This window comes from Humitalea sp. 24SJ18S-53, assembly GCF_050632385.1.
Classification (GTDB): domain Bacteria; phylum Pseudomonadota; class Alphaproteobacteria; order Acetobacterales; family Acetobacteraceae; genus Humitalea.
Genome location: NZ_CP192599.1, coordinates 944,672 through 962,284, shown reverse-complemented (window position 1 = coordinate 962,284; position 17,613 = coordinate 944,672). Strand labels below are relative to the sequence as shown.

Below are 17,613 nucleotides of genomic sequence, written 5' to 3'. Positions count from 1 at the left end.
ACCGGCGCATGGCAGCCAGGGTCGTACCAGGGATGTTTGCCCTGGCGGGCGCGCCGTCAACTGCACGTCGCTGCAACCTTGGCAGCGCCGCGGCGTTGCCCCTGGACGGATGGCTGGCCGCGGATGCCACGCGCCCATCCGTTCCTGACTTCGGAGACGTCACATGCGCAGCTTCAGTCCAGCCCGCCTCGCGACCCTGATCATCGGCCTCAGCCTGCCGCTCGGCGCCATGGCCCAGGGCACGCCGCCGCCTGATGCCGCCGCCGCCGCCGAGGCCACCCCCCCGGCGGTGACCCGGCCCGCATCCCGCCACCGGCCGGCCGCCGCCACGCCGGAGCAGATGCGGCAGAGCATGGAGCGTTACCTTACCCAATTGCGCACGCAGCTTGCCGTGACCCCGGCGCAGCAGCCGCAATGGGACCAGTTCGCCCAGGTGTCGCGCGCCAATGCGACGGAACTGCAGGACCGCTTCGCCCAGCGCGGCACCCGGCTCGGCCGGATGAGCGCCGCCGAGAACATGCAGGACTACGCCCAGATTTCCGAATTGCAGGCGCAGCAGTTGCAACGCCTGGCGACGGCATTCCAGGCGCTTTACGACGCGATGTCGCCGGACCAGCAGCGCGGCGCCGATGCGGTGTTCCGCGTGAACCGCCCGCCCACGGCCCCCCGCAACGCGGCCCGGCGCGGCTAAAGCGTGATGGCCGTAGGCGCGAATGCGCCGCAGGGCTGAATCACGCGACAAAACAACAAGCCAGACCGCGATGCGTGAGCTAAGGCGAACGCATCGCGGTCTAGACGGCCCGGGGTTCGGGCCGCCCAGGTCCCACGGCGAACCGCCCGCGATCCTCCAGCGGGGCATCCGGGCGGGTGACGAAGGGCACGGCGCGATACACCGCCTCCATGCGGTGCGGAGTCGCCTCCAGCAGCGTGTAGCCGCGGCGATTGTTGTAGAAGGCGATGTGCGGGTTGGCCGCCAGCGTGGCATCGGTATTGCCCACCGTCTCGCTGCCATTGCCTTCGCTGGTGATGGATGTGCCGACGAATTCACTCGCCACGGCCGGGCTGGCGGGGTCGTCGGGGTCCAGCCGCAAGGTGCCCGCCCAGGCGGCATGGACATCGCCGGTCAGCACCACGGCATTGGCACGCCGGTCGCGGAGGCCCGCGAGCAGGCGCGCCCGTGCCGCCGGGTAGCCATCCCAACTGTCCATCGACACGGCGCCGCCCCGCACGCGCTGCATCATCATCGCCTGCTGTCCCAGCACCTGCCAGACCGTGCCTGCCCTGGCGATGCCATCCAGCAGCCAGGCTTCCTGTGCCGCGCCCAGCATCTGCGCGTCGGGGCGGGCGACCTCGGCACAGGGTGGGCGGAAGCCGTCGTTGCAGGGCTGCGGGTCGCGGTATTGGCGGGTGTCCAGCGCGTGCAGGGTCATCAGGCGGCCGAAGCCGAAGCGGCGGTGCATGGCGATGCCCGGCCCGGGCGGGATGAAGCCGGTGCGCACCGGCATGTTCTCCCGCCAGGCCTGGAAGGCAGCGGCGCGGCGCAGCAGGAACATCGCCTCGGGGTCGCGGCGGCCGCTGTGGGTGGCGGCCCAGTTGTTCTCCACCTCATGGTCATCGAAGGTCACGATGAAGGGGTGGGCGGCGTGGGCGGCCTGCAGATCCGGTTCGGCGCGGTATTGTGCGTAGCGGCGGCGGTAGTCGGCCAGGGTCAGGCAATCGCCGCCCAGGTGATCGCGCACCCGTGGCCCCCAGCCGCGCACCCCGGGCGCGCGGGCGCCGCGTTCATAGATGTAGTCGCCATAGTGGAAGACCGCGTCCAGCGGCGCCTCGGCCGCGACATGCCGCCAGGCGGTGAAGTGGCCGTGTTCGAACATCTGGCAGCCGGCGTTGACCAGGCGTAGCCGGGCCGGCGTATCGCCCGGCGCGGGGGCCGTGCGGGTGCGGCCGACCGGGCTTTGCGCGCCCCTGGCGGTGAAGCGGTACCAATAGGGCCGCGCCGGGGCCAGGCCCGCGACCACGACGTGCGCGGCATGTCCCGTGTCCACGGTCGCGCGGGCGGTGCCGCTTTGCAGGATGCGGCGGAACCCCTCGTCGGCCGAGACCTCCCAACCCAGGTCCACCACCGCATCGCCCATGCCGCCGCCAAGCGCCAGGGGGTCGGTCGCCAGCCGGGTCCAGAGCACCACGCCATCGGGCCAGGGGTCGCCACTGGCGACGCCCAGGCTGAAGGGATTGCCCGCCACCTGCCCCCGCAACGAACCCGGCATGGCCGCCAGCGCCGCGATCGCCAGCCCGCCGCGCAAGGCACCGCGCCGGCCGAGGGCGATGATATCGCGCGCTGTGCTGTCCATCGGCCGCCCCCCAAAATGAAAAAGGGGCCGCGGTTGCCCGCGACCCCTGATCCACGTCGATCCCGAAGGATCAGCGCTTGCTGAACTGGAAGGACCGGCGGGCCTTCATCTTGCCGTACTTCTTTCGCTCAACCGTACGCGGGTCGCGCGTCATGAAGCCGGCCTTCTTGAGGATGCCGCGCAGTTCCGGCTCGAAGGCCACGAGCGCACGGCTGATGCCGTGACGCACCGCGCCCGCCTGGCCGGAGAGCCCGCCGCCCTTGACCGTGCAGCGCACGTCGAGCTGCTGGTAGCGGTCGGCAACCAGGAACGGCTGCGTGATCAGCATCCGCAGCACCGGCCGGGCGAAGTACACCGAGGCGGGGCGGTCGTTGATGGTGATCGTGCCCTTGCCGCGGCTGATCCAGACGCGCGCCACGGCGTCCTTGCGGCGGCCGGTGGCATAGGAACGGCCCTGGGCATCGACCTTGCGGACGTAGATCGGGCCGGTGGAGACGTTGTTCAGGATCTCGGCCGGGGTGCCGGCGACGAGGTCCTTGAGGTCCGCGAGGCTGCGGGTGCCCTGCTGCTCGCTCATGATCAGGCAGCCTTTTCTTGGGCGGCGGCGGCCGCGACGTTCTTGCGGTTCAGGCCCGCGAAATCGACCGTCTTGGGCGACTGGCCGGCGTGGGGGTGTTCGGTCCCGGCATAGACATGCAGGTTGCGCATCTGGGCGCGGCCCAACGGCCCGCGGGGAACCATGCGCTCCACGGCCTTTTCGACCACGCGCTCGGGGAAGCGGCCTTCCAGCCGTTCACGCACCGTGCGCTCCTTGATCCCGCCGGCGTAGCCGGTGTGCCAATAGAAGACGGACTGCTCGGCCTTGTTGCCGGTGACCTTCACCTTCTTGGCGTTGATGATGACGACATGGTCGCCACAATCGACATGCGGGGTGAACTGGGGCTTGTGCTTGCCGCGCAGCCGGTTGGCGACGAAGGCGGCCAGACGGCCGAGGACGATGCCGTCGGCGTCGATCAGCATCCAGCCTTTCGTCACCTCCGACGGCTTCAGCGAGCGTGTGATTGTGGTGAGCATGGGTTTCCATACGGAAGAGGTGTGAGGCGCGTCGTTTGGCCGCAAACCGGCCACAGGTCAAGGGAAGAAGCGCGCGGTATCATGCTACCACAGGCCCGTGACCGGGGTTCCGCCAGGCGCGATCCGGGCCTAGCCTGCCCGCAGCCCTGCCGCGGCATAAGGACCAGCCCCATGCCCGTGATGAACCGCATCGCCGAATTCCACCCCGAGATGACCGCATGGCGCCGCGATTTCCACATGCACCCCGAAATCGGGCTGGAGGAATACCGCACCAGCGCCATCGTCGCCCAGAAACTGCGCGATTTCGGGGTTGATGAGGTCGTGACCGGCATCGCCCATACCGGCGTCGTAGGCATCATCCGCGGCCAGGGCACCAGCCCCCGCGCCATCGGGTTGCGCGCCGACATGGACGCGCTGCCGATCCTGGAGGCGACCGGCGCCCCCTGGGCCAGCATCGTCCCCGGCAAAATGCACGCCTGCGGCCATGACGGGCACACCACCATGCTGCTGGGCGCCGCCAAATACCTGGCCGAAACCCGCAACTTCGACGGCACCGTGGTGTTGATCTTCCAGCCAGCGGAAGAAAACCTGGCCGGAGGCGAGTTGATGGTGAAGGAAGGCCTGTTCGAACGCTTCCCCGTCGATCGGGTCTTCGGGATGCACAACTGGCCCCAGGCGCCGGAAAACACCTTTGCCTGGAAAGTCGGCCCGGTCATGGCGGCTGTGGCGAATATCGAGATCACCATCCGCGGCAAGGGCGCCCATGGCGCCATGCCGCACCAGGGCATCGATCCGGTCGTCATCGCGGCCCAGATCGTCACGGCCTTGCAATCGGTCGTGGCCCGCACGGTCGAACCGGTCGAAGCCGGCGTCATCACCATCGGCCATATCCAGGGCGGCGACACCTGGAACGTGATCCCGGAAACCGTGCTGCTGCGCGGCACCGCGCGCTGGTTCAAGCCCGAGGTCGGCGACCTGCTGGAAAACGGCGTCCACCGCCTGGCGACCGGTATCGCCGAAGCCTTTGGCGCCACCGCCGAGGTCAGCTTCCGCCGATCCTACCCCGCCACGGTCAACGAGGCCGAGGCGACCGGCCGCGCCGCCCACGCCGCCGCCACGGTCGTCGGCGAGGCCCGGGTGGGCGAGATGGACAAGCCGACCATGGGCGGCGAGGATTTTTCCTTCATGCTGAACGAACGTCCGGGGTCCTACATCATGCTGGGCGGCGGGCGCGGCCCGCAGGAACCCCAGGTGCATCACCCCCGCTACGACTTCAACGACGCGATCCTGCCGACCGGCGCCTCCTACTGGGCGACCCTGGCCGAGCAGTTGCTGCCGAGGCAGGCGTGATCATGCTCCGCGCCGCCCTGCTGGCGCTGGCCCTGGCGGGCTGCGTGCAGGTCGTGGCCCCGCCGCCCGGGCCGGGCGCGAGCCTGGGGGCGCTGCTGGATGCGGCGATCGCGGCCAACCCGCCGTACCAGCAACCCATGCCGGGCGAATACGTGCCGCCGAAGCCGCCGGCGTACTGAGGGGCGAGGCATTGGGGCAGTGACGCCTTGCAAGCAATCGCCTTGGCTGCGCCGTGATGGCTTGGCTGAGGCCGTCGCATGATGCGGGAGCGGCCCGCAGGGGGACGCCCTGTCAAGCTCAACGCCGCGGGCAGACAGGAAAGCGAATCTCGCAGACCAGGCCCTCCGGCTCCCAACGTTTCGCGACTTCGCCTTGGATCTGGCCTTCGAAAAGCATCCTGATCAACTGGGAACCAAACCCCATCTGTTGTGGCGGCCCCTCCACCCGCGGGCCGCCGCTTTCCCGCCACAGCAGGTGCACGCGCCCGGCTTCAACCGACCAGTCGATCGTCAGCCGGCCGCCAGGCACCGATAGCGCGCCGTATTTCGCGGCATTGGTGGCCAGTTCGTGGAACGCCATGGCCAAGGGCTGCGCCGACTCCACATCGATCAGAACCTCGGGGCCGGACAGCTCCATCTCGAAGCCATCGCCGGATTCGGCAAGTTCGAAGGGCTGCAGCTCGCTCTGCAGGATCTCGCGCAACTCGGTCCCCAACCAGCGCCCCTTGCCCAGCAGCCCGATCGTACGGCTCAAGGCCCTCACCCTGCCGTCCATCACGTTCACCAGGTCCTCCGCGCTCTCCGCCTTGGTCATGCGCAACAGGCCAGACACCACCGCCAGCGCGTTCTTGGCCCGGTGCTCGACCTCATGCGCCATCAGCGCCGCCCGTTCCTCGGTGCGCTTGCGCTCGGTGATGTCGTAGGCGACGCCCATGAGGCGGGGATGCACGGCCTGCGCGGCAGCCAATTGCCTGGCCCGCGCCGCGATCCAGACTGTCTCCGTCTCGTCGGGGGACAGCGGGCGCAGGATGCGGAATTCGCAGCGGAAGGTGCCATCGCCCTTGTCCAGCGTCAGCAGGGGCCTCAACTGGCGACGATCCCGCGGATCCACGCGCGACAGCATCGCGCCCAGGCCGATCGCGCCGCCATCCGGATCGAAGCCCCAGAGTTCGGCCATCTTGCGTGAACAGGTCAGCGATCGTGTCCGGCGCAGCCATTCCCAGGTGCCGATGCCCAGGGCCTCCTGCGCCAGCCGCAGCCTGGCGTCGCTTTCGGCCAGCGCCAGTTCCGTGGCGCGCAGCGGCGTGACATCGACATGCGCGCCGCGCAGCAGGATGGCGCGCCCTGCGGCGTCGCGCGTGATCTCTCCCCGCGCGGCGATCCAACGGACCTCCCCTTCGGGGGTGATGGTGCGATAGGTCTGGGCATATTCGGTGGCGCCGCTTTCCTGCGAGAGCGCATCCCACAGGGTCTGCTCGGCACGTTGCCGATCGTCGGGATGCAGGCGCCGGGACCAGTCGTCGTGGGTCTCCTCGGTCGCAATCGCCGCGAGCCCATGCACCGACATGTATTCGGGTGATCGCCGGCTGATCCCGGTGCGCAGGTCGAATTCGAAGGTGCCGACCAGGCCGAAGCGCTTGGCACGGATCAGCCGATCCGTGCTGAGGTCGTTGTCGGTCCTGAGTTCGGCATTGCTCGCCGCCAGCCGGCGCTGGTCGCGCCAGACCCGCAGGCTGAGCAGGAACAGGCCGAGCGTCGCCGGGATGCCGAAGGCCAGGTGGGGCGCCATGATGCTCCACCAGCGGGCGGTGATCTCGGCGCCCGGGCGGATGGTGACCGCATAGACCGGAAAGCCCTCGATGCGCTGCATGGCGAGCAGCGCGGTCGTGCCCGGCATGATGGTGCGGGAGAGATACACCGCGCTATGCGCGCCCTCGGCTGCGAAGGTGTGGAACGGGCTTTGCGGCGGGATCCAGGTCAGCGGCTGGCCGGGGTTCATGGCGCCGCTGGTCGTCGTGATGCCGTACCCATCCTCCCGCACGAAGGCCATCCGGTCGGTCGGTTCCGCGAGCAGGCGGCGCATGCCATCCGCCAATGTCAGCGGGCTGACCGAGACCAGGACGACGCCATCGAACCCGTCGGCGGTGGGGGGGTTGCCGGTGTCGCGGCGACGTCGGCTGACGGAGAACAGCAGGCGGCCGTCGAAGCGACCGATCAAGACCTCGCTGATATGGACGGCCGGTGGCACAGGGCCTTTGAGCGCCTGGAAATAATCGCGATCGGCCAAGGTCGCGTCGCGCGGCACGGGAAACAGGTTGCTGGTGAGCAGGGGATAGCCGTCGCGATCGACGACATACGCAAGGTCGCTTTGGGAGAGATCGGCGCCGATGCGCCGCAATTCCTGGTGCAGGGCCTCTTCATTCTCACGAATGTCAGCGTCCGACAGGCCGCGCAAGCGGTCGTTCAGGCGCCCGGCCGCCAGGCTGTAGCTCTCGAGCGTCCTTGCGCCGTATTCGGCGGCCGTCTCGGCGGCGCGAAGGACCTGTGACCGCGCGTCGTCCCAGACCGCGCGCCAATTCAGCCAGCCGACCACGACGAGGATGGACAAAGGCACGAGGACGGCGGCCAGGGGCAACAACCCGGCCCATCGGGCACGTTCGAAGCGCGGCAAGGCGGTTGGTCGCTTTGCGGCGGCGCCCTTCGGTGACCTGGGTGGATGCAACGGGGCTCCGTTGGGAGCGATCGTGGTGTCCAACCCGTCTCCTGTCATTGGCTATGGCAAAGCCGTCGTCAGGTTCTGCCAGGGCGCTATTGGACACCGATCAGATAAACCGGGCACGATGTTGTCAAGGTGGAAGGCCTGGTCACGATTGTTCCCGACATGGCCGTCCGGTGCCGGATGATTGCCGCGATGGCCCTGGTCGCCATCGCGGCGGACGAACAGCTTGCTCTACGGCGCGGCCTAACCCGCCAGCCCCGCTTCCTCCGCGACGCGCGTCGCCAGCGCCAGCAGCGCGCGGTCTCGTCCCGGGGCGGCGACCAGCGACAATCCGACCGGGGCGCCGTCGTGGCGGGCGACGGGGATCGTCACCTCGCACAGCCCGGCCAGGCCGGCGATGGCGGTGACGCCCATGGTCGCTTCGCGGATGGTCTGTTGCACCGCGCCATCGGCATCGAGCCGCAGCGCCGATGCGGGGCTGGTCGGGTAGGCCATGACCGCGCCGCCGGCGAGCAGCGCGCGCAACCGTTCCTGCATGGTCGCGCGGAAGGCGCGGCCGCGTGCGGCGAGTGCCGGGGGCATGTCGCGCGCGGTGTCGAAGCGTTCCTGCACGCCGGGGCCGAAGCTCGGCTTGTTCGCCTCGACCCAGGCGCCGAGGGTGGCCCAGGCTTCGGCCGCCTGCGCGCAACGGAAGTTGTCGTAGAAGGCGGACAGGCCTTCGGGCGCGATCTGGATGGCCAGGGCCGGCCCGAGCACCCGTTCGGCCGCGGCCAGTCCGGGTTGCAGCGCCGTCGCGACGCCAGGCAGGGCGTTGACCCAGGCTTCCTGCACCCGCAGCAGGGGGCCGAGCGCGCCCTCCCCGCCCGGCGGCAGCAGGACGCCGCCGACCCGGGCCAGCACCGCGGCCGACCGCGCGAACCAGCCGCCGGTGTCGAAGGATGGCCCGAGGCCACAGGCGCCGGTCAGGTTCACCGCGCCCCAGGATGGGCGAATGCCGAACAGGCCGCAGTAGGAGGCGGGGATGCGAACCGACCCACCGGTGTCCGACCCCATCGCGAAATCGACCAGACCGCCCGCGACCGCCGCGGCCGAGCCGCAGGAGGACCCGCCTGGAAAACGGTCCGGCGCTGCCGGGTTGAGGGGCGTGCCGTACCAGACATTCTCCCCCGTCAGGCCGTAGGCAAGTTCGACCGTCTTGGTCTTGCCGACCAGGGTCGCCCCGGCAGCGATCAGATCCATGATGCAGGGCGCGGTGGCCGTGGCGGGCGGATGCGTGCGCGCCCAATCGGGATTGCCGTAGGTCGTGACCACGCCGGCGACGTCGTAGAGGTCCTTCACCGCGAAGGTGAGGCCCACGATGGGGCCTTCGGGCGCACCGGGCATCTTGACCCGGGGGCCGGGCATGAAGGCGCCGACGGGGTCGGTCTGGTCCATCATCGTGGGAAGCCGCTCCTGTGGTCCCCAGGCACGCGGGGGGATCGCCGCGGCGCTGTCAGACGGGTCCAAGGATGGCGGGATCGGCACGCGATGGCAACGTGGCTGATGCAACCAGACGGCGGCCGGATGAAACCCGGCCGCCGCCATTTACGCGAGTCCGTGAATTAGCGTGCGCGCAATAGTTCCGGCACGCGAAGGATGATGAACTCATTATCGTCGGCGCGGGTCAGGTGGCGGCCGGCGCTGAACGGCAGGTTGTTGTCGTTCGCCACGATGATGTGGTCCGCATCGATCATCGCCACGTCCTCGATCGTGAAGAACGGGAAGGTGAAGGTGGTGCGCGGCACGGAGGCGGCGCGGTCGCCATGGGTCCGGGCCAAGTTTTGGGGATCGGCGATGGCCATCAGGTCGATATGGCCGACCTTGCGCACGAAGCCATCGGCATCGGGCGTGGACAGGTCGACGACATAGATGCGCTTGTGCCGCGCGGGGCCGGAAAAGCAGCCCGGCGGGTTCTGGCCGGCGGCGCAGGCGAGCGAGGGATGGCCCTCGCCATTGTCGCGCTCGATGATCAGGGCGCGGTTGCCATCGATGAAGTTGAAGTCACCGATCGCGGTGGCACCCGGTTCCAGGCGGTAGCGCAGCGAGCGGCCGGTCCATTCGCCACGGGGGATGTTGAACTCGATCATGCGCAGGAAGGCGCCTTCGGCCTGGTCAGACCCGGCGGTGAAGAGCGGCTGTTCCAGCAGCGCCCAAAGCGTGGTGCCATCCGGCGAAAGGGCCATGCCCTCATAACCACCCGAACGGCGAACGCGGAAGCCGGTGGCGGCGGTGGGGGTCGCTGCGACCTGCAGGCTGTGATGGTCCGGCCCGATCAGCGGCTGCCCGTCCAGGCGGGTTTCGACGACGCGGCGCACGCGGCCCTGCAGGTCGATGTTGATCAGATAGGGGCCGAATTCATCGCCAATCCAGAAGCCGTCGGCGACGGGCTGGATGCTCTCCGGGTCGAAATCGGCGCCGGTCAGGTAGCGCGAGTCGCTGCCTTCATAGGCGATGCGGAAGGGGATCTGGCGGTTGGGGTCGGACAGGAAGATGGTCTGTTCGACGGTGACGGTCCCCGCGGCGAAGTCCGGACGCACCTTGTGGAACATCAGCAGCGCGTCGGGGCTGTTGCGGCGGTTGCCAAAACCGTTGTCGGTCAGGACCCAATAGGCACCCGGCTCGCCGGCGACCGGCTTGATGCCGGAAAATCCCTGCACGGGCTGGCCGATGAAGGGGAAGGAGATGCCCGTCGGGCGGCCGGCCGGCGCGGGGCCGGTGGTGCCCGGGGTGGCGCCGGGGCGGTCTACACGCAGGTTGCCCGGGCCGGCGAAGCGGCCGGAGACGAGCGCATCGCGCGGCGCATCGGCCGGCGGCAGGACCATGGTGAAGGCCGGCAGGATGGCGTGGCCCGCAAGGGTCGCCGGGAATTGCTGATCGGCCTGGGCATGGGCCGTCAGCGCCAGGCTGGCGACGGCGGCAAGCAGAAGGGTGCGCATGGTCTCTCCCCGAGAACGCCCCGAAGTGGGGCGGCCGGGGGATAGCGATGTGGTGTTGCGACTGCGTGACGGGGCCGTGACGACTATGCTGCGGCCGCGACCAACCGCTGGCGTATGGCCGCCAGGCCGTCGCGCGGGGCGCCGGAATGGTCGATGTTGGCCTCGTCCAGCCAGGCCAGGATCGCATCGCGGCGGGACGGCCATTCCTCGGCCAGGATCGAGAACATCGCCGTGTCGCGGCGGCGGCCCTTGATCACAAGGTTGGCCCGCAACACCCCTTCCGGCGAAAAGCCCAGGCGCTTCGCGGCGTTCTGCGACGCCGCGTTCAACGCGTTGCACTTCCAGACCAGGCGGCGGTAGCCCAGGTCGTCCATCGCATGGCGCATCAGGATGAACATGGCCTCCGTGGCTCCGCGCGTGCGGCGCAGCCGGGGGCCGAGCCAGATGTGGCCCAGTTCGATCTCGGCGTTATACGGCTGGATATCCATCAGGGTCAGCCAGCCCTCGATCGCGCCGCTGCGGTGGGATCGGATGGCCCAGGCGAGCGGATCGTGCGCGGCGGCGAAGGCTTCGATGCGGGCACGCAGCGCCGCCTCGGTCGCGAAGGGGCCGTAGCCCATCCACGACCAGGCGGCGTCATCGCCCTGCACCGCCCGCCACAGGTCGGCGGTGTGGCGGGGATGCAGGGGTTCCAGGTCGATCAGCGCGCCACGATGCGGCACGCGGGCGGGGATCGGGCGCGGGGTGGCGTCCACCTCGGGGCCGATGGGATTGCCCCAGGAGTCGAAGGTTTGGTCGGTCATGCCCGGACGCTGCGTCGGGCGCATGGCCCTGTCCAGACTTGCCGCGTTGCAACACGGTCACAGTGGCCGCATATCGATGAGATGTCCGCAGCCGCAGCAAAAGCCCCCGCCCCCTCCCCCTTCCTCGAAGAGACGGTGACCTACGTCCGTCACTGGACGGACCGGCTGTTCACCTTCCGCTGTACGCGGGACCCGGGGTTTCGTTTCCTGGCCGGGCAATTCGCCATGATCGGGCTGAAGGTCGATGGCCGGCCACTGCTGCGAGCCTATTCGATGGTGTCGGCGCCCTGGGACGAGGGGCTGGAGTTCCTGTCGATCAAGGTGCCGAACGGGCCGCTGACGTCACGCCTGCAACATATCCAGGTCGGCGACACCGTGCTGATCGGGCGCAAGGCGACGGGCACCCTGCTGCTGGACAATTTGTTGCCGGGGCAGAACCTGTGGCTGCTGGGGACCGGGACGGGGCTCGCGCCCTTCATGTCGGTGATCCGCGAACCCGCGACCTGGGATCGTTTCCCGAAGGTCGTGCTGAGCCATACGGTCCGCCAGGTCGCCGAACTGGCCTATCGGCAGGAGATCGAGGCCCTGCCGGCCGACGAGCTGCTGGGCGAATTGGTGGCCGGCAACCTGTTGTACCTGCCGTCCGTGACGCGGGAAGAGTTCCCGCTGCGGGAACGCATCACGACCCTGCTGGACAGCGGGCGCGGCGCCAGCCTGGTCGGCCTGCCGCCGGTGTCGCCGGAGCGGGATCGCTTCATGCTCTGCGGCAGCCCGGAGATGCTGGTCGATACCAAGGCATGGCTGGAAGCCAACGGCTTCGCCGAAGGCTCCGCCCATACCCCGGGGCACTTCGTGATCGAAAAAGCCTTCGTCGAGAAGTAATCGCGCGGCGTCCTGGGCCAGGCGGCCCGGGACCCCATCGCTCACGGCCAGGTCACAATACCCTTCGCCCCGACACCGGCGTGGTGGTTGGGCCGCGCCGCCCCTGGATTGGCCCAGAAATATTCGTCGAACGACGTGGTGACGACGTAGTTCGCCGGATTGGGGACATTGCCCCGCCTGTTCATGAAGAGGCGATAGGGGAAGAGATAGGTCGCCATCCTCGGCGCGAAGAAATGCTGGTGATCGGCGAAGGCGATCGACACGTCGTGCCGGGCCGCCTGGTCCAGACCGCAACCTTGCAGGTTCTTCGTGCCGTTCAACAAGGCCGCGAGGTCGGGGGCGTAGTGGCCGCTGTTGTTGCTGATGTAGAGCAGCTTTCCCTGGTTGCAACGGATCGTGCCCGCAAGCAGGACCGGCGCACCGGACATGAAGGTGGAATGGTGGAAGGTGCTGCCGATGAACGGCCCCTCCTTGCCATACCAGGTTCCGTCCTCGGCGATCACGAGCATGCCCGCCTTGTCCTCGCCTTCGATATAGCCGCCGTAGGTGTTGAACGGCGCGCCGCGTTGCCGCACCAGGGTACTCGTGAAGGTGAGTTCGGCGTTGATCCGCCGCGTTTCATCCATATAGTCCAGCGGATCGAGTGACAGGGCCGCCAACTGGCCCGACCGCGCCATCTGCTTCAGCCAGGCCCGCAGGATGAAGGCGTCGCGGGCTTCATCGCCGGTCAGCTGCACGCCGGCCTGGGTGGCCTTGGTCCAAAGCGTCTGGCCATTGACGACCTTGCCATTCGGCAGGGCGCCCGTCAGCGCCAGTTCAAAGACCACCTTGCCGTGGCCCGGGTTGTTGCGCCCCATCACGGCGCCGCCCGCGTGGTTCTGGTTGTTCCGAAGCCTCTGGCCGAGGGCATCGGACTTGCCGCGCTCCTTGGCGGCCTGGGCGAGCAAAGACGCCTCCAGCCGATCGATGATGATGTATTTCGGCTCGGTCAGGTCCTTCCCCTTCCGCTCCTTCTTGTCCAGGTAGACGCGGCACTTGCCGGCCAGCGACAGCATCAACAACCAGCGATCCTGGGCCGCGACCTTGGTGTATTCAGGCCCCTCGAGGGCGATCAGGTCATCATAGATCGCGTTCAGGCTGCCGGAAGATTTGCGGAAGCCGGTCGCCCAGTTTCGCTCGGTCTTGATGCCCGTCATCGTCTTGAAATGGGCGCTAGTCACAGTGATCGCCATTTGCCGTCCTTATTTGTTGGCAGATTTTACACCCACCAATTGTTAACGGAAATGTCGCATGTCCTTGCGGATGGCAGCAATGCTGCGGCGCCCCAGCATCTGTCACAGTTTCGCCATGTAACGCCCACGAATACGTGACCGCGTTTGGACCTAACCGCCGCTCATCGCCGTCATCACGATCATTTCGCCGCCGGGCCGCAGCGCCGTGTGCAGCCGCGCCTTGTCGCCATCCACAAAGATATTCAGGTGCCGCCGGATGGCGGGGGTGGAATCGCACAGCCGGTCGGCCATGCCGGGCCAGCGGCGATCCAGCGCCGCCACGGCCTCCGCGACCGTCGCCGCCGTCACCTCGACCCGCCGCGCCGATCCGGGAAACAACCGGACCAGCGCATCGGGCAGCAGGATGACGACGGGGTCAGTCATCGACGACCAGCGTTTCGACCGACAGGATCGGCGGCAGGTGTTTTGCCACGCAGGTCCAGGCCTCGCCTTCATCGGCGCTGGCGTAAAGCTCGCCGGCACTGGTGCCGAAGTACACGCCAGCCGGGTCCAGCCGATCGGTCGCCATCGCCTGGCGCAGGACGCCGATGAAGGCGTGTTGCTGCGGCAGGCCCTGGCGCAGCGCCTGCCAATTGGCCCCGGCATCGCGCGTGCGCCAGACCGCCGCGGCGGCATCAGGCACATAGCGCCCGGCCTGGTCGCCATTCAGCGGCAGCAGATACAGCGTGTCGGGATCGCGCGGATGCGCCACGGCGGGAAAGCCAAAGGTGGAGGGCAGCCCCGCCTCGATACTGGTCCACTGCCGCCCGCCATCGTCGCTGCGGTACATGCCGCAGTGGTTCTGCTGGTAGAGCCGATCCGGCATCCCCGCCGCCATGGCGAGCGCATGCACGCATTGGCCGTGCTCGGGGTAACGCTCTTCTTCCGGCGCATAGTCATTGCGCGTGCCGTGGTTGCGCGGCGCCCAGGTGGCCCCGCCATCCTCCGTGGCGAAGACCCCGCCGGTCGAGACGGCGATCCAGAGCCGCTCGGCATCGGAGGGATGCGGCACGATGCCGTGCAGGATCAGCCCGCCGCCACCGGGCTGCCAGGATGCGCGGGTGGGATGTTCGGTCAGGCCGGTGACATGGCTGAAACTGGCCCCGCCATCGTCGCTGCGGAACAGCCCCGCCGGCTCAACGCCCGCCCAGACCACGCCGCCCGGACCGGTCGCGACCGACCAGACGGTTTTGACCGCCGTCTCGCCGGCGGGATAGGCGATGCCCGCGCTGGAATGCGTCCAAGTCGCGCCGAGATCGGTGGATTTCCACACCGCCGGGCCGAACCATTCATTGCCGCCGCCGCCATAGATCGTGCCAGTGTCGGGATCGGCCACGACGTGGTTCATGGGCCAGGTTTCGCAGAACGGGCCGCGCAGCGCCCAGTCGCGGCGCGACGCGTCACTGTCCAGGATGAAGGCACCCTTCTTGGTACCGAGCAGCAGGAGAACACGCGTCGCCATCGTCGCCTCCGTCAGGCCAGGGGTCGGTTCAACTCGGTGCGCCAGGCCGCGGGATCGGGGTCGGCGTTCGGATGCACCACATAGCGTTCGATCAGGTTCTGCCGGGTGCTCAGCCCCTGCGCGGCGATCCAGGCATCGAAGGCGCCCCAGGATGCCGGCAGGCCTTCGTAGGGTCCGTAATGCACCGTCCGCGCCACGCGCATCGCCGGCAGTTCCCCGGGGGCGACGCGCCCTTCGGGCCGCACCGGCGTTTCGACCGGCACGCCGAGGGCGAAGTCGAAGACCCCCGGCGTCATGGAAAAATGATGGGCGAAGAAGGGGCCGGCCGGGTCGATCCCTTGCGCCGCCAAGGTCGCCAGGATTTCGCCCACGGCCGGGCCGAAGACCTCGGGCATCTTGTCCCGTGGGATGGTCAGGTGGATGGCCGCGGTCTGCATGCCGGCGGCGTCGGCCAGGTGCGGTGTGTCGATCATCGCGGTGCCTCCTTCAACCGATGCGGTGGTAACGCGCCGTCATGATCTGGTGCCAGGCGCCATCGGCCGCCTGCATCTCGGATGTCAGTGTGCGCGCGTCGTCGCTTTGCAGGGTGATGATGTCGCGGAATGACGTCCGCTTGCCGGGATTGGCGAAATCGGGGCCCTCGCAGGCCAGGGTCAGCCGCTGGGCCGCGGTGTCCAGCCGGCCGTCGTAGACCCACATCATCGCCCCCATCGAGGCGATGAAGCTGCCGACGAAGGCGCCCTTCTCGGGGTCGTAGCCAAGGGTCATGACATGCTGCGGCTCCCCGCCGTCGGGCATCTTGCCCCGCCCTTCGGCGATGACCCAAAGCCCGCCGAGTGAGCGCACCGTCTCGGTCCCGGTGGTGCTTTCGGTCGGCACGCCGGGGCCCATGGAGCATTCGCCCTCGACGGTCCAGGAGCCGACCATACGGTGCAGCCAGCGGTGTTGATCCTGTGGTTTGACGTCCATGGCGATGCTCCCTCAGGTCTTCGGCAGGTTGGCGTCCAGCATCCAGTTGTGGCCGAACGGATCGGTCAGCATCGCGAAGCGCGCGCCCCAAAAGGCGTCATGCGGCGGCATCTTTGGCGTGCCGCCGGCGGCGATGGCCTGGGCATAAAGCGCATCCACATCGGCCGGCCGCGGCAGCACCAGCGCGATGGAGGCGGGCGGCACCTTGTCGGGTTGCGAGCCGCCATGTTCGGGAAAGCAATCGCAGAGGAACAACGACCCACCGAGCAGCGCCAGGTCGACATGCATCAGGCGCTTGCCGTCCTCCGCCCGCATCACCATCCGTTCCAGCGCGCCAAAGGCCCGGCCGTAGAAGTCGATCGCGGCGGTCGCGTCGCTGACGGTCAGGTAGGGCACGATCAGCGGCGCGGCTTTGGGCGCCACGGCCAGCCAATCCGTCAACTGACCCAAGGTGCCGCCCCAGCCCATCGTCATCGAGGGCTTGCCGGCGTCGAAGATGGCCTCCTCCTCGGCCGTGGCGTTGATCGGCGTCGAGGTCAGGCTGAGGCGGGTGCCCTGCCCGGACTCCTCCAGCGTCAGGGTGCAGAGCATCTCGGCCGGCCAGGTCGGCGCCATCGGGTGGCGGGTGATCCCGGCCTGGGCGTCGGAGAAGGAGGTGACGAAGACCAGCCGAGACGGTGCCACGACCTCACGGAACGCCCAGCGCCCCCACATCGGCGCCCCGTCCGGCGAACGCATGCCATAGAGGAACATGCCCCCCGGCCGCAGATCCATCGCGCAGTGGTGCAGCACAAACCCCTTCGGCCCCCACCAGCCCTTCAGCGCGTCAGGATCGGTCCAGGCGCGCCAGACGGTGTCGCGCGGCGCGTTGAGGTCGCGGTTGATGCTGAAGACGGTCATGCTGGGGTTCCTTCAAAAAGGGCGACAAGGCGTTCGAACGATTCCGTCCAGCCGCGCACATGCCGCGTCGCGGTATCGGCGTCGGCGAAGCGGTCGTGGACCAGGGTGAGCTCGGTGCCCTCCGGCACCGCACGCAGGCGAATGGTGACGCGGGACTGGCGTTCGGGCGCGTTGGTCCAGGCCCAGGTGAAGACCAGGGCCGTGTCGGGCGTCACCTCGGTATAGGTGCCGGCGACCTCATGCCGGGCGCCATTGTCCTCGCGCAGGGCCACGCGGAAGTGGCCGCCTGGTTGCGCATCGACCTCGGCTTCCTCGGCCCGCGTGTGGTGCGGGCCGAACCAGGTGGCCAGGGTCGCGGCATCGGTCCAGGCGGCGAAGACGCGCGACGGGGGCGCCCGCAGGCGGCGGACCAGGGTGACGCTCGGGATGACGGTCGTCACAAGGGGCGCTCCACCATCGCCGCCAGGCGGTCGAGGCTTTCATCCCAGAAGCGCGCGTAGCGGGTGAGCCAGGCCATCGCATCCTCCATCGGTGCGGCCGTCAGGCGACAGGCCACCGTGCGGCCGGTTTTTTGCCGCGCGATAAGGCCGGCGTTTTCCAGCACATCCAGGTGCTTCATCACGGCGGGCAGCGACATCGTCAGCGGCCGGGCAAGGTCGCTGACGGTCATGCTATCCGCCTCCCCCAGCCGCGCGATCAGGGCGCGCCGGGTCGGGTCGGTCAGGGCCGCGAAGACGCGGTCGAGCGGGTCGGGTGAATAGTTAACCATCGCATTAAGTGTTGGAACCCCGGCTGGTGGCTGTCAAGCGGGTTTTCGCAACGCTGCCGATAAGAATGCACGCCCCGGCCCCTGGCATG

Annotated in this window: 19 protein-coding genes; 4 read left to right on the top strand and 15 right to left on the bottom strand. The window is 68.9% G+C overall.

What is annotated here, in order from left to right; genetic code table 11:
- The first annotated feature begins 163 nt into the window (after positions 1-163).
- Positions 164-691: a Spy/CpxP family protein refolding chaperone gene (locus ACQW02_RS04695; RefSeq protein WP_431284110.1), complete on the top strand. Its 528-nt coding sequence runs from the start codon at positions 164-166 to the stop codon at positions 689-691.
- A 100-nt stretch (positions 692-791) separates the two neighbouring features.
- Here ACQW02_RS04695 and ACQW02_RS04690 read toward each other — a convergent pair whose 3' ends face one another.
- The 3 genes from ACQW02_RS04690 to rplM form a co-directional block, all read right to left on the bottom strand.
- The gene (locus ACQW02_RS04690) at positions 792-2,351 is read right to left on the bottom strand and encodes an alkaline phosphatase D family protein (protein ID WP_431284109.1); all 1,560 of its coding nucleotides are present in this window, start codon (positions 2,349-2,351) and stop codon (positions 792-794) included.
- 70 nt (positions 2,352-2,421) lie between these two features.
- The gene (rpsI, locus tag ACQW02_RS04685) at positions 2,422-2,928 is read right to left on the bottom strand and encodes a 30S ribosomal protein S9 (RefSeq protein WP_431284108.1); all 507 of its coding nucleotides are present in this window, start codon (positions 2,926-2,928) and stop codon (positions 2,422-2,424) included.
- 2 nt (positions 2,929-2,930) lie between these two features.
- Positions 2,931-3,425: a 50S ribosomal protein L13 gene (rplM, locus tag ACQW02_RS04680; RefSeq protein ID WP_431284107.1), complete on the bottom strand. Its 495-nt coding sequence runs from the start codon at positions 3,423-3,425 to the stop codon at positions 2,931-2,933.
- Positions 3,426-3,596: 171 nt separating this feature from the next.
- On the opposite strand from rplM, the gene ACQW02_RS04675 reads away from it, so the two are divergent.
- Positions 3,597-4,775: a M20 aminoacylase family protein gene (locus tag ACQW02_RS04675; RefSeq protein ID WP_431284106.1), complete on the top strand. Its 1,179-nt coding sequence runs from the start codon at positions 3,597-3,599 to the stop codon at positions 4,773-4,775.
- 2 nt (positions 4,776-4,777) lie between these two features.
- Complete coding sequence (locus tag ACQW02_RS04670) at positions 4,778-4,954, top strand: hypothetical protein (protein WP_431284105.1); 177 nt, start codon at positions 4,778-4,780, stop codon at positions 4,952-4,954.
- A 118-nt stretch (positions 4,955-5,072) separates the two neighbouring features.
- Here ACQW02_RS04670 and ACQW02_RS04665 read toward each other — a convergent pair whose 3' ends face one another.
- From ACQW02_RS04665 to ACQW02_RS04650, 4 genes are all read right to left on the bottom strand, one after another.
- Complete coding sequence (locus ACQW02_RS04665) at positions 5,073-7,445, bottom strand: sensor histidine kinase (RefSeq protein ID WP_431284104.1); 2,373 nt, start codon at positions 7,443-7,445, stop codon at positions 5,073-5,075.
- Positions 7,446-7,736: 291 nt separating this feature from the next.
- Positions 7,737-8,930, bottom strand: coding sequence for an amidase (locus ACQW02_RS04660; RefSeq protein ID WP_431284103.1), 1,194 nt, complete (start codon positions 8,928-8,930; stop codon positions 7,737-7,739).
- Positions 8,931-9,094: 164 nt separating this feature from the next.
- The gene (locus ACQW02_RS04655; RefSeq protein WP_431284102.1) at positions 9,095-10,468 is read right to left on the bottom strand and encodes an esterase-like activity of phytase family protein; all 1,374 of its coding nucleotides are present in this window, start codon (positions 10,466-10,468) and stop codon (positions 9,095-9,097) included.
- Between the two features lie 83 nt (positions 10,469-10,551).
- Positions 10,552-11,271, bottom strand: coding sequence for a GNAT family N-acetyltransferase (locus ACQW02_RS04650; RefSeq protein ID WP_431284101.1), 720 nt, complete (start codon positions 11,269-11,271; stop codon positions 10,552-10,554).
- 81 nt (positions 11,272-11,352) lie between these two features.
- Here ACQW02_RS04650 and ACQW02_RS04645 point away from each other — a divergent pair, with 81 nt between their 5' ends.
- Complete coding sequence (locus ACQW02_RS04645) at positions 11,353-12,153, top strand: ferredoxin--NADP reductase (protein WP_431284100.1); 801 nt, start codon at positions 11,353-11,355, stop codon at positions 12,151-12,153.
- A gap of 41 nt (positions 12,154-12,194) precedes the next feature.
- Here the strand turns inward: ACQW02_RS04645 and ACQW02_RS04640 are convergent, their stop codons facing one another.
- From ACQW02_RS04640 to ACQW02_RS04605, 8 genes are all read right to left on the bottom strand, one after another.
- Positions 12,195-13,385, bottom strand: coding sequence for a hypothetical protein (locus ACQW02_RS04640; protein WP_431284099.1), 1,191 nt, complete (start codon positions 13,383-13,385; stop codon positions 12,195-12,197).
- A gap of 150 nt (positions 13,386-13,535) precedes the next feature.
- Positions 13,536-13,808, bottom strand: coding sequence for a MoaD/ThiS family protein (locus tag ACQW02_RS04635; protein ID WP_431284098.1), 273 nt, complete (start codon positions 13,806-13,808; stop codon positions 13,536-13,538).
- Complete coding sequence (locus ACQW02_RS04630; protein WP_431284097.1) at positions 13,801-14,886, bottom strand: WD40/YVTN/BNR-like repeat-containing protein; 1,086 nt, start codon at positions 14,884-14,886, stop codon at positions 13,801-13,803. The genes ACQW02_RS04635 and ACQW02_RS04630 overlap by 8 nt, the downstream gene beginning before the upstream one ends.
- Positions 14,887-14,897: 11 nt before the next feature.
- Positions 14,898-15,359, bottom strand: a complete 462-nt coding sequence (locus tag ACQW02_RS04625; protein ID WP_431284096.1) for a GyrI-like domain-containing protein — start codon at positions 15,357-15,359, stop codon at positions 14,898-14,900.
- Between the two features lie 13 nt (positions 15,360-15,372).
- Entirely contained in the window at positions 15,373-15,855 is a 483-nt protein-coding gene (locus ACQW02_RS04620; RefSeq protein WP_431284095.1) for a DUF1579 domain-containing protein, read from the bottom strand.
- Between the two features lie 12 nt (positions 15,856-15,867).
- Positions 15,868-16,755: an SRPBCC domain-containing protein gene (locus tag ACQW02_RS04615; protein WP_431284094.1), complete on the bottom strand. Its 888-nt coding sequence runs from the start codon at positions 16,753-16,755 to the stop codon at positions 15,868-15,870.
- Positions 16,752-17,195 (bottom strand): SRPBCC family protein, encoded by a 444-nt coding sequence (locus ACQW02_RS04610; RefSeq protein WP_431284093.1) that lies wholly within the window; start codon positions 17,193-17,195, stop codon positions 16,752-16,754. Before ACQW02_RS04610 ends, ACQW02_RS04615 begins: the two co-directional genes overlap by 4 nt.
- A complete protein-coding gene (locus ACQW02_RS04605; protein ID WP_431284092.1) occupies positions 17,192-17,524 on the bottom strand; it encodes an ArsR/SmtB family transcription factor in 333 nt (110 codons plus the stop codon). The genes ACQW02_RS04610 and ACQW02_RS04605 overlap by 4 nt, the downstream gene beginning before the upstream one ends.
- Positions 17,525-17,613 lie beyond the last annotated feature (89 nt).